Source organism: Streptococcus sp. 27098_8_51 (assembly GCF_041432205.1).
GTDB lineage: Bacteria > Bacillota > Bacilli > Lactobacillales > Streptococcaceae > Streptococcus.
In genome coordinates, this window is record NZ_JAPVZE010000002.1 from 123571 (window position 1) to 136550 (window position 12980).

6 protein-coding genes are annotated in these 12980 nt (G+C 42.5%); 1 reads left to right on the plus strand and 5 read right to left on the minus strand.

Annotated features, from left to right (window positions below):
• Window positions 1-332 precede the first annotated feature (332 nt).
• Both O3622_RS02680 and O3622_RS02685 read right to left on the minus strand, forming a co-directional pair.
• The gene (locus O3622_RS02680; protein ID WP_371606984.1) at window positions 333-6293 is read right to left on the minus strand and encodes an alpha-L-fucosidase; all 5961 of its coding nucleotides are present in this window, start codon (window positions 6291-6293) and stop codon (window positions 333-335) included.
• A gap of 342 nt (window positions 6294-6635) precedes the next feature.
• Window positions 6636-7112: a glutathione peroxidase gene (locus tag O3622_RS02685; RefSeq protein ID WP_371606985.1), complete on the minus strand. Its 477-nt coding sequence runs from the start codon at window positions 7110-7112 to the stop codon at window positions 6636-6638.
• A gap of 222 nt (window positions 7113-7334) precedes the next feature.
• Here O3622_RS02685 and O3622_RS02690 point away from each other — a divergent pair, with 222 nt between their 5' ends.
• Window positions 7335-10538 carry an LPXTG-anchored hyaluronate lyase gene (locus tag O3622_RS02690; RefSeq protein WP_185755875.1) on the plus strand — a complete coding sequence of 1068 codons (3204 nt, stop codon included), beginning with the start codon at window positions 7335-7337 and terminating at the stop codon, window positions 10536-10538.
• Between the two features lie 126 nt (window positions 10539-10664).
• Here the strand turns inward: O3622_RS02690 and O3622_RS02695 are convergent, their stop codons facing one another.
• The 3 genes from O3622_RS02695 to O3622_RS02705 are packed head-to-tail and all read right to left on the minus strand — an operon-like array spanning window position 10665 to window position 12977.
• Window positions 10665-11294 (minus strand): bifunctional 4-hydroxy-2-oxoglutarate aldolase/2-dehydro-3-deoxy-phosphogluconate aldolase, encoded by a 630-nt coding sequence (locus O3622_RS02695; RefSeq protein ID WP_084944047.1) that lies wholly within the window; start codon window positions 11292-11294, stop codon window positions 10665-10667.
• A 9-nt stretch (window positions 11295-11303) separates the two neighbouring features.
• Window positions 11304-12305: a sugar kinase gene (locus O3622_RS02700; protein WP_000161467.1), complete on the minus strand. Its 1002-nt coding sequence runs from the start codon at window positions 12303-12305 to the stop codon at window positions 11304-11306.
• Window positions 12306-12335: 30 nt separating this feature from the next.
• On the minus strand, window positions 12336-12977 hold the full coding sequence (locus tag O3622_RS02705; RefSeq protein ID WP_000684780.1) for an RpiB/LacA/LacB family sugar-phosphate isomerase: 642 nt from the start codon (window positions 12975-12977) through the stop codon (window positions 12336-12338).
• Between the last annotated feature and the right edge of the window lie 3 nt (window positions 12978-12980).

Consider the following 12980-nt stretch of genomic DNA (forward strand, 5'->3'; position numbering starts at 1 on the left):
TAGGAAAGATGGCTTGTGAGCGTCAGAAAATCTCATGGTATAGGAATTCGAAACACCATCTTTTATCTGTGGAGTTCTTGCAGAACTTATGATGGTAGTTCTGATGAGATAAGACAAGGGGGACTCTCTTTTTTGGATGAACGTTTACTTGAAAACGTGGTTGGATTTGAGAACAGCTATTCTCAATGATCATCTTACTTTATAGAGTCATACCAAAACATCCATGTACATTTGTGGATGTTTTTTAATTTTACAGATAGAAAAAGAGAAGACCAAACGGTCTTCTCAACGGGGGAACTGAATAATTAGAAAGAATCAATCAAAGAGGGTTATTAGTCTTTGAAATTCTTTTGGAAGATGAGGAGAGACAAGATAGAAGTAATGGCTGCCAAGAAGAGGAAGGCACTTGCTTCTTGTTCCCCAGTTGCAGGGAGTAGTCTTTCCTTGTCTTCTTTGACTGTAGCTGTAACAGGAGCTTTTTCATCTTTTGATGATGAATTATCTGTTACGGCTGGCGCAGGTTTTTCAGTCTCTCTTGGTAGAACATACTCAGGAAGAGTCACAACTGGTGGCGCTTCTGTTCCAACTGAGCTTTGTTTGCTACCTACCTCAATCACTCGATCTTGAGCTGGAGTTGCTTCTGTTTGGAGAACCTTGCGATTGTCACCGTCCACTTCAACATACTCGACTAAGAGACCGTCTTTCCCTTCTGATAGAACTTGCTCTTTTCCTTTGTCTAATTGTGGGTTTTCGCGACGAATCGTCTTGAACGGTACGACCTTATTGACGATTTCTAAGCTTGGAAGTGTAAAGACAAGGTCTTTAACCCCTTCCTCAGGACTTGAAGAAGTAATTGGTTTTTCCGGTTGAGCCGGAGTTTCCGGTTGCGCTGGTTTTTCCGGTTGAGTCGGATTTTCAGGCTGAACTGGCTTTTCCGGTTGCGCTGGGGTTTCCGGTTGCGCTGGAGTTTCCGGTTGAGTTGGTTTTTCAGGCTGAGCCGGAGTTTCCGGTTGAGTTGGTTTTTTAGGCTGAGCCGGAGTTTCCGGTTGAGTTGGTTTTTCAGGCTGAGCCGGAGTTTCCGGTTGAGTTGGTTTTTCAGGCTGAACTGGCTTTTCAGGCTGAGCCGGAGTTTCCGGTTGAGCAGGTTTTTCAGGTTGAACTGGATTCTCAGGTTGAGTTGGTTTTTCCGGTTGCGCTGGCTTTTCAGGCTGAGCCGGAGTTTCCGGTTGAGTTGGTTTTTCAGGCTGAGCTGGTTTCTCAGGTTGAGCAGGTTTCTCAGGCTGAGCCGCTTCGAGTTTGTTGATTTGTTCGAGAGCGGTTTCTAGTGCTTGATTGACTGCTTCCTGAGTTTTAGCTTCTTGGATTGCAGCAATGGCTTGGTCAGCAATTTCTAATAATTTCTTCTTAGCTTCCTTGTTGGATCCAAGCTCAGCGACTTTTTTCTCGATAGCTTTTGTCAAGCTGTCCATAGCCTTATCATACTCAATTTCCGGTTGTTTTGGCTCAGCTGGTTGATCAGGTTTAGAAGGTTCTTCAGGCTGTTCAGGTTGATCTGGACTAGGTTCCTCTTGCCCTCTTTGATAGTTCTCGTCCTTGGACAGGATATCTTGTAAGGCGCTGACAGTCAACATGACTTCTTGAACATCCACTGCATCAGCACTGAGTTGGTTTCTCAATTTTTCTAGATTTGCTTGGAAAGCTTGACGTGCAGTAGCTGTATTTTTCAAACCTGCTGGATCAAAGTTTGACAGATCATCCTTCCATTTAGAGATAGACTGGATGATATCTGCCTTGCTGTAGAGTTCGCTGCCTTCGCCACGAGTGATAAATTGGTCTACCTGAATACCGATATTTCGAGACAAATCGTTTCGATCAGGATCGAGTTGAAGGGTGACTGCGTGCAAGTTTTCGTCCAGACCTTTTAGGCTAACCAGCGTTTGATTGCCTTGGCGTTGGGCTGCATGACCGCTAAAGTATTTCTTGCCCTCAATAGTTGACGCATTTCCCATGCCCTCTTGGTAAGGAACTTCTTTGCCATCTAGGAAGACTTTGTAGATACCATGATTTGGATCGACATAGCCCTTGATATCAAGTCCAGTACCGTAGAAGTAGGCTGTGACAGTTGTCTTTTTCTTTTGCTCATCAGTTAAGCGACCAAAGGAAGCCCAAGACTCAGTCTTTTGGTACTTGTCTGCCGAATTGGTTTCATGGTGCCAGCCAGGACTGTAATCCAACTGACTAGCTTGGTCATCATAACTTGTTTGATCCTTGATCAGCAATTCAGCTTTCATCACTTGGATGGTTGCATCGGTAGCAAAACCGAGCAAGGCACCATCAGAAACAGAAGTGAGCTTGGCTTTGAAGTCAAAGACAGAGTCGGCTTGTTCTGTAAAGTCAATCGTTGGGATGGTAACAGTCTTTTCTGTTTCTCCATCTTTAAAGGTCACATCTTGAGTTGTATCTTGGTAAACTTTACCGTGAACCCCAGTTCCAGGTTCTGTGATGAAGCGAACAGTAGCAGCCCCCTTGCTTCCACCAACACGTTTAATCTTAACAGTGACTGGTTTTCCTTTTTCGACTTCGTAGTTGGTAGACTCGAGTTCAAACATTCCTTTGCTATCATTGTTTAGGGTGTAGATTCCTTCTGTAGCAATTGGTTCGCCTGTTTTGTTTACAAGAGTAATAGTGTGTTGGCCTGGTGCTAAATCGCCTGTCTCAAAGACTTTTTGGCTGCGTTTACGGCTAGCATTCTTAGTTTGCACATCGGCAACCTTTTGACCATCAACGTAGACGGACATTTCTCCATGACCAGGATCGACTGTAGAGACGACATAGGCCTTGGTTCCTGTGAAGGTATAGCTTACTTTGGCATCTTTTTGATTGGTCCACATAGAAGTGCCACGAACACCTTCAGATTCATTGTACCAAGTTGTTCCGGCTGTATCTGCCGTTGTGTTTGAGTGGTATTCCAGTCCAAGAGGGTAGCCATCTGTCTTTTCAATGCTGCTTGGTGTCTTGTAGACTGAGAAGTTGGTCAAGATTGGAGTTGCTTGAGCACCAGTGATGGTTACACGAATTTTTTGTGCCTCTACAGGCTTGCCTTGAACCAAGCGACGGTAACCAACGGTCGAACCTTCGCCGTAAGTCACCCAACGTCCGTTGATTTCAACTTCAATCTTGAAACCTGAGATACGTTGACCTTTGGCAATATCTTCCTTGAGTTCAACGACGTCAAAGCGTCTCTTTTGCCCCAAATCGACTGTAAAGCTACCGGTTGTGGCATCATTTGAGAGCGCCCAGCTGGTGTCATCTTTACCGTCTGTGAGGTGGCTTTCCTTGTAAAGGTGGTTTTGACGAGTCGAACTTGCTGTTACGGTGGCACCTTTGGCAAAGTCAGTCGCATACATTTGATCTAGGGTTGCCTTGAATTCCTTCAAGCGAGCCACATCTGCATCTGCGAATTTCCCTTCTTTATTTGGTGGAATATTGAGAAGGAGCGGGGTTCCACGACCAACGGACTTGAAGTAGATATCCATCAACTCTTTGAGTGATTTCGGCTGTTGATTGTCATGGTAGAACCAGCCTGAACGGATCGAAACGTCAGCTTCCCCTACAGAGTACATATCACCATCTGGGTCACCATGGTTGAGGTATTCGTTTTTCACATCGTCTGTGATGTTAGCTCTCTTGACTTTATGCCATACAGGGTCGCCTGCTATACCTCGTTCATTTCCGATCCAGCGAACGCTTGTCGGTTGAGCAGAGAAGATAGCAATATCTCCTTCGGCTTCTTTGATGTATTTGAACCATTCATCAAAGGTATAGGTTACTTTTTGGGCACCGCTACCACGCGCACCGTCCATCCAAACTTCGATGAATTTCCCTTTATTTCCGTATTTTGGATTACCAAGGATTTCTTTCAGTTGGTTGAGATAGTATTGGTTGTATTCTTTTTCGGTTGCGACATGGTATTTAGGATGGTTGGCATCCCATGGGGATAGGTAAACACCCATGTTCATGTCGTACTTGCTAGCAGACTTGGAAACTTCTTCGAGAAGGTCACCCTTTCCATCTTTCCATGGGCTAGCAGCTACGGTATGGTTGGTGTACTTAGATGGGTAAGCAACGAATCCGTCGTGGTGTTTAACAACCATAATAGTTCGTTTGAAGCCCGTTTCCTTCAGAGTGCGAATCCACTGGTCAGTATCCAAGTTTGTTGGATTGAAGTATCGAGGGTCTTCTTTCCCATTTCCCCATTCAGAATTGGTATAGGTGTTCATTCCGTAGTGGATGAAAGCTGCCAATTCTTCCTTGTGGTAATCGAGTTGAGCCTTGCTTGGAAGAGGTCCATGATTGCCAATCTCAGTTTCTTTATCTTCTGGATGAGCGACTGGTGGAGTCGGAGTCGTTGGATTAGCCGTATCAGCGACTGGCTCGTATTCAAAGACGACTTCATTCACACCTTTATGTTGGATCCTTGCTTCCAAGCTAGCTTTTACTGGACGGTAGCCAGCAATGTCTTTTGCATGGAAGGTGTTGACAAAGGAAACGTCATACTCTTGACCGTCATTGTTATCAACTGTCGCTTCCGCTAGTTCAGTAGTGGTTCCTTTTTGACGGTAGTAAACTTTGAAAGAGCCTTTGTTAACTTTATAGACCACCTTGATGACACGTGTACCGGCAGGCGCTTTGCTGACAACATTGTGATTTTCAGACCAAGTATCCTTTAGTTGTTTATTGACTGCTACGCCATCAATGGATACAATTTCGTATTTGTCTTTATTCTTCTGATAGAAGTCCGTTTTCTCGATTTCTTTTTTGAAATTATAGTCAAATGGCGAATCAACAGCTGTCTGTTCGATAAAGGTGTCATTATCTTTGACAAGATTTCCTTCTTCGTCTTCGTGTTGGATAACCACACGACCGTATTCAACTCCCTTGGTCAAGGTAGCAATCCCATCTTGGTTGAAGGAATATTCGTTGCTTCCGATAACAGCTGTTTCATTCCGAAGCATACGGCCCTCATCAGTAAAGTAGTAACGATTTCCGTTATCTCCTTGGTACCAGCCTTTCACACCATATTTGGCAATCATGTCCTTGACCCATTTCAGCTGTTCAGGTGAAAGGACGAGTCCGCCACCAAAGCGATCCTTTTCAGCGACACCATTGTCAACGGTTCCGTGTTGGTGAACCCCCAGAACTTTTCCTTGGCTATCGACAATCCCGCCACCAGACAAACCAGATACAGAAGTGGTTTTGTAGGTGATACCAGTCGTTCCCTTATCATCATAGGACTCAACAGATCGGATGGTCCCATCTGCCTTGTAAAGCTGACCAGCTAGGATAGGTTGTTTCAGTTCTTTTGAGCTTGAGTCAGTTGGGTAGCCAATCGTACTGATGGCTTCTCCCGGCTGATGTGTTTTGTGCTCCGCTAAAGGCGCAAAGGTTGCTGCTTTGTTTGGACTAGCAATCGGAAGAGGAATAGGAGCTTCTACAAGAGCAAGGTCATTCTTATAGCCTTTTCCAAACTCTTTCTTGTTCCAGAAATGTATGTCTTTTTCTCTGAATAAAACCGTAGTCCCAGAAGATGGCAGTGAGTTTTTCTTTTCGCTGTTTGAACCAACGTTATAGTAAAACTGGGCAGATTTTCCACCACGAATGTGACCTTCGCTAGTTTCTTTATTGGCTTCTAGGAAGTTATGAGCAACGGTAAGGATCAGGTTAGGTGCTACGAAGATACCTGAGCCTGAAACGAGGTAGCGTTGTTCCCCTGCATTGTATGTGCTGTAAACCATAGTAGCAGCAGTTGCAGGTTGTCCCTCGTAGTTGATATGTTTGAGGTCTTGACCACCGTTAATAATAGCCCGGTTTCCGTTCTCAGTTTCTTTTGGAGCTTCTTCCTTGTCCTTTAGAATGCTCTTAGTTTCTACTTTTGGACTAGCTTTCTGGTCAACGATAGTAGTCGTATCGAGTTCTTTGACAGGTGTGTCGGGATAGGCACGGTCCTGAATGTCTTCAGGGAGCAAGTCAGCACTGTTGGTATCGGCAGCAGGTGTTTCTTGTTTTTCAGCTTCTACACGACCTTCTTCTTTGACTGGTTCAGCCTTGGTCTCTTCTATATCTGCGACTTGTTTCATTTGCTGATCTAAATTGGATGTCGTGGCAGGAGACGTTTCGTCTGCACGTACGGTCCCAGAAGCAAAAAATGCCAGTCCCACGATAACAGATGCCACACCTACAGTCAACTTCCGAATGCTAAATGTTTGCCCTTTTTCAAAAAGGTATCGATTCATAATATACTCCTAGTTTTTAGAAAGGCAGTCAGCTACTGCCCAAGCCCAAGTCTGACTTGGTTACAACTTGATTTAATGAAAAAACTCTCTGATAATTTGTAAGCCACCTTACCTCCTGTTTATAAAGCGCTTTCATTTTAAGATAAAAAAATTTAATAGGCCATTTCTCCCTTAAAATGACTAAAAGTTTTTAATATAACAAATATACTAAATTAATGAAAGAATTGCAATAGCAAAAAGCAAAAAAATAAATATAAATTAAAGAAAATCCGTTACTTTTTAAAGAAAAAACGCATCCTTTCAGGGCTCAAACTAAATAAAAGGATACGTTTTGAAAAGAAATTAGAGTATTTTCTGGAGAGACTCTTGGATGGTTTGGGGGTCTGTTTTGGAAGAGAAGCGCTCAAGGACTTGCCCATCTCGACCAATGAGAAACTTAGCAAAATTCCATTCGATTCGTTTTCCTAGCGGGCCAGTTTTCTGGTCTTTTAGCCAAACATAAAGAGGATCTGCTTCCTTGCCGTTGACCTTGATCTTGGCAAAGCGAGGAAAAGTTGTCTGATAGTGTAGGCTGCAGAAGCTATTGATTTCCTCTGCGCTGCCGGGTGCTTGTCCCATAAACTGATTGCAAGGGAAATCTAGGATTTCAAAGCCCTGATCTTGATAGCGTTCATAGAGTTCTTGAAGTCCCTGGTACTGGGGCGTTAAACCACATCCAGTAGCAGTGTTGACAATCAAGAGAACCTTGCCACGATAGCTCTCCAGGGGAGTTGCTTGGTTATTTTGGTTTAAAACGGAAAAATCATATATACTGGTCATGAGGGCCTCTTTTCTTTTTCTACATTGTAACAGTTTTTACTTTTTTCGTCGAGTTGGATGAGAGAAGTTGTTGAAGAATAAGCCCTCAATATGATAGAAACCGTTTACAAATAACTTTAAAAATGATATGATTTAATTAAACCGGTTTACTCAGTTGCTATAAATCTCTAATTTGAGATTTAGTTCCTATTGATTTTACAATATGTTTATTGGAGTGTACACATGCAAACAAAAACAAAGAAGCTCATTGTGAGTTTGTCTTCACTTGTTTTATCGGGATTTTTATTAAACCATTATATGACAGTTGGAGCGGAAGAAACGACTACGAATACCATTCAGCAAAGCCAGAAGGAAGTTCAGTATCAGCAAAGGGATACCAAAAATTTAGTTGAAAATGGTGATTTTAGTCAGACGGAGAACGGAAGCAGTCCTTGGACAGGAAGCAAAGCTAAGGGGTGGTCAGCTTGGGTAGACCAGAAGAATAGTTCTTCAGGTGCCTCAACTCGAGTCATTGAAGCCAAGGATGGGGCTGTCACTATCTCAAGTTCTGAGAAACTAAGGGCAGTAGTTCACCGTATAGTCCCTATTGAAGCTAAGAAAAAGTATAAACTGCGTTTCAAGATTAAAACAGATAATAAAGTGGGGATTGCTAAGGTTCGCATCATTGAGGAAAGTGGTAAGGACAAGCAATTGTGGAATTCTGCAACAATGTCGGGAACAAAGGACTGGCAGACTATTGAAGCAGACTATAGCCCGACTTTAGATGTTGATAAAATCAAGCTGGAGTTATTCTATGAAACGGGAACAGGGACTGTTTCCTTTAAGGATATTGAGCTGGTAGAGGTAGCAGACCAGCCTTCTGAGGATTCTCAAACAGATAAACAGCTTGAGGAAAAGATTGATTTACCAATTGGGAAAAAACATGTCTTTGCTCTTGCGGACTATACTTATAAGGTAGAAAATCCTGACGTTGCTTCAGTCAAAAATGGAATTTTAGAACCTCTTAAGGAAGGGACAACCAATGTCATTATCAGTAAAGATGGCAAGGAAGTGAAAAAGATTCCTTTGAAGATTCTAGCCTCTGTTAAGGATGCATACACAGACCGTTTGGATGACTGGAATGGCATCATCGCTGGGAATCAATACTATGATTCTAAAAATGAACAGATGGCCAAGTTAAACCAGGAGCTGGAAGGAAAGGTAGCTGATAGCCTATCCAGTATTTCAAGTCAGGCGGACCGCACCTATTTGTGGGAAAAATTTTCAAATTATAAAACGTCTGCGAATCTGACTGCCACTTATCGGAAATTAGAGGAGATGGCCAAGCAAGTGACCAATCCTTCTTCTCGTTATTATCAAGATGAAACCGTCATTCGAACAGTTAGGGATTCCATGGAATGGATGAATAAACATGTCTACAATAGTGAAAAGAGCATTGTTGGGAACTGGTGGGATTATGAAATCGGTACACCTCGTGCCATCAACAATACCTTGTCTCTGATGAAAGAATACTTCTCAGATGAGGAAATAAAAAAATATACAGATGTGATTGAAAAATTTGTGCCAGATCCCGAACATTTCCGAAAGACGACTGATAACCCATTTAAGGCCCTAGGTGGAAACTTAGTGGATATGGGAAGGGTAAAAGTAATAGCTGGTTTACTGCGCAAGGATGACCAAGAAATTTCTTCTACCATTCGTTCGATTGAGCAAGTGTTTAAGTTGGTAGACCAAGGCGAAGGTTTTTATCAGGATGGATCTTATATCGACCACACCAATGTTGCCTATACGGGTGCTTATGGAAATGTCTTGATTGATGGCCTGTCTCAACTGTTGCCAGTTATTCAAAAGACCAAGAGCCCAATCGATAAAGATAAAATGCAAACCATGTACCACTGGATTGATAAATCGTTTGCTCCTTTGCTAGTGAATGGAGAGCTGATGGATATGAGTCGTGGCCGCTCTATCAGTCGTGCAAATAGCGAGGGGCATGTGGCCGCAGTAGAAGTACTAAGAGGGATTCACCGGATAGCGGATATGTCTGAAGGAGAAACCAAACAACGGTTGCAGAGTCTTGTGAAGACCATTGTTCAATCAGATAGTTATTATGATGTCTTTAAGAATTTGAAGACTTATAAGGATATCAGTTTGATGCAATCCTTGTTAAGCGATGCTGGAGTCGCAAGTACTCCAAGAACAAGTTACCTATCTGCCTTTAACAAGATGGATAAAACAGCTATGTACAATGCAGAGAAAGGGTTTGGATTTGGCTTATCACTCTTTTCCAGTCGTACCTTGAATTACGAACACATGAACAAGGAAAACAAACGTGGTTGGTATACAAGTGATGGGATGTTCTATCTCTATAATGGTGATTTGAGTCACTATAGCGATGGCTACTGGCCAACAGTTAATCCCTATAAGATGCCTGGTACGACAGAGACGGATGCTAAGAGATTGGATAGTGATACAGGTAAAGTTCTACCGTCTGCTTTCGTTGGAACGAGCAAACTAGATGAGGCCAATGCGACAGCAACCATGGATTTCACTAACTGGAATCAAACATTGACTGCTCATAAGAGCTGGTTTATGCTGAAGGATAAGATTGCCTTTTTAGGAAGCAATATCCAGAACACTTCAACAGATACTGCTGCAACTACAATTGACCAGAGAAAACTGGAATCAAGTGATCCATATAAAGTCTATGTCAATGATAAAGAAGCCTCCCTCCCAGAACAAGAAAAGGATTATCCTGAAACCCAAAGTGTCTTTTTAGAATCGTCCAATTCGAAAAAGAATATTGGTTACTTTTTCTTTAAGAAGAGTTCAATCAGTATGAGTAAGGCTGTCCAAAAGGGATCTTGGAAGGATATCAATGAAGGACAGTCAGACAAGGAAGTCGAAAATGAATTTCTTACGATTAGTCAGGCTCATAAGCAAAATGGAGATTCTTATGGCTATATGCTCATCCCTAACGTGGATCGTGCCACCTTCAATCAAATGGTAAAAGAGTTAGAAAGTAGCCTCATCGATAACAATGAGACCCTTCAGTCTGTTTATGATGCCAAACAAGGAGTTTGGGGCATTGTGAAATATGATGATTCTGTCTCTACTATTTCCAACCAATTCCAAGTCTTGAAACGTGGAGTCTATACTATTCGAAAAGAAGGGGATGACTATAAGGTTGCCTACTACAATCCTGAAACCCAGGAATCAGCGCCAGATCAGGAAGTCTTTAAAAAGTTAGAAAAAGCAGCTCAGCCACAAACTCAGGATTCAAAAGAAAAGGAAAAATCTGAAGAAGAAAAGAACCATTCGGATCAAAAGAATCTCCCTCATACAGGAGAAGGTCAGTCAATCTTGGCAAGTCTAGGGCTATTGCTACTTGGGGCGGTTTATCTGTTCCGCAGAGGAAAGAACAACTGATTTGTTCATCATCTAGATGAATCACATGAAACTGTGGAAAATAGAAAAAATCCGAAGAAGGTCAAACATCTTCGGATTTTTCTTTTAAAAAAGGATAAGTTAACACTTATCCTTTTTCACTTCATTTTATCTGAGTGTAACATACTGTTTGGCAATCTCGCTGATGCGGTCAAAGTCGCCTTGGGAAGCGAGTTTATTGAGTTCGCCACCAATTCCAACGGCGTCTGCACCAGCAGCGAACCATTGAGGAATGTTATTTAGGCCGACTCCTCCGGTTACCATTACGGAAACTTGTGGGATTGGCGCCTTGACTGCAGAGATATATGATGGACTGAGAGCACTACCTGGGAAGAGTTTGATGATTTCACTACCGGCTTCAAGTGCAGTCGTTATCTCTGTGAGGGTAATACAGCCTGGAATGTACGGTGTGCTGTAAAGATTGCACATTTTTGCAGTTTCAGCATGGAAAGATGGAGAAACAACGTAATTTGCTCCGGCTAGAATGGCATCTCTAGCAGTTACGGCATCAAGCACAGTACCTGCACCGATACAAACACTCTGATCGTCCTGATACAAGTCTACAAGTTCCTTGATGATTTGCCCTGCATACTGATTGGTATAGGCAATTTCAATAGCTTTGATACCGCCCTTGATACAAGCAATCGAAGCTTGTAGTCCTTCTTCCTTTGTATTTCCTCGAATGACAGCGACAATTTTTTGTTTTTTTAGTTCAATAATCGTATCTGATTTGGTCATGTAATTCTCCTAACGAATGATATCTTGTGCATTTTCCAGTAATTTTTCAATACTAGCTGCGGGAGTGGAGAGATGGTCTCCTGGAAGAGTACATTTGAGAGTGGCACTGGCAACTGCAAAGTCAATGCTAGTTTTTAGGGAGGAATGATGGAGTAGTTGGTAAAGGGCACCAGAGATAAAGGCATCCCCGCTACCAACTCGTTGATAGACTGCAGTTTTTAGTTGGACAGACTCTTCAAATCGTTCTCCCAGAGCATAGGCTTGATAGACATTTTTGTCTTGCTCATCACTAGAGCGGAGGGTATGGAAAATGGCCTTGAAACCATAGGTTTTTTTTAAAAGTTGCATGCGATTTTCCACCTCTTTTAGGCTAGCTCTGTCTCTTGGGAACATCTCTAGATTTTGGTCATCAATCATGAGAGGATCAATACCAAAGCAATAATCAGCGAAACGAGCAAACTTAGAAAATTCATACTTGGCTTCTAGGACTGAAATCATCTTTGTTCTCAGATTGAGATCCATTGAAACGATAATCCCTCGGCGCTTGGCTTCTTCCAAGAGTAGGAGAAGGAGCGTACGAACCTCTTGACCGATAGCTACGGTGATTCCACTAAAATGAAAATGGCTAATCCCCTGAAAGAGAGAATCCATATCTAGCATGTTTGGCCGAATCTGACTGATGCTCGTATGCTTACGATCGTAGAAAACTTCACTTTGACGACAACCAAAGCCGTTCTCCAAATAGTAGAGGCCGATTCGATCGCCAAGCCGATAGATTGAACTGGTATCGATTTGGTGCTGTTTCAAGAATGTAATAAAACGATCTCCAATCTCGTTGGCAGGGAGTGCGGTAAAGACTTTCGTTGAGATACCCAGGGCTTGCAAATTACAAGCGATATTAATTTCTGATCCGCCAAAATAAGTCGAACTGGCAACATGATCGCCGATACTGGTGGCATCTAATGGTGAGATTCGAATTAATGGTTCGCCAAACAGTAAGATTTTCGTCATCCATTAGTTCCTTTCTGGTTTAGAATAGCTTTACTTGGCTAATACTTCTTTCAAATAAGCAGCGACTTCATCATCTTGGCAGTTTTCAAAGAAGTATTCTTGGAAGTATTTGCCAGAGATGGTGTCTTTGAGGAAGTCTTGGTCGATTGTTTTAAGGATGGTTATCAAATCATTGTGGGTGATTTGTTTCACCTCGTTTAAGATACGAGCGTTGCGTTGTTCAGGGATTACACGTTCTCTTGGGTAGCCACCGCCCATTTCTTCAGCAAATAAGCGTTCAAACATCAATTTGAGGGTCAGTTCTGCCCCCCAGCCAAATCCTTTGGCATAAGGGATAGACAAGGCGTTACCACCATTGATTTGAGAATAAAGGTAAGCGTCAGTTGGGTCCACTGCTAGACCACAGACAACACCAGGGAAGCTGTTCAAAGCAAGCATAGCCCCTACACCTGTACCACAGCCGGTAACAACAAAGTCGACTGCTTTTGTATTTAAAAGGATAGCAGCCATTAGTCCGTTTTGTACGTATGTTAATGGATTTTCACCTTCTTCTCCACGCATACCATAGTTAAATAATTGGTAGCCTTTTTTATCTGTTGCTTCTTTCAGACTATCGTAAATAATGTGATTCTTGCTAGCTTGACTATTTTCATTGATTAATGCGATTTTCATAAG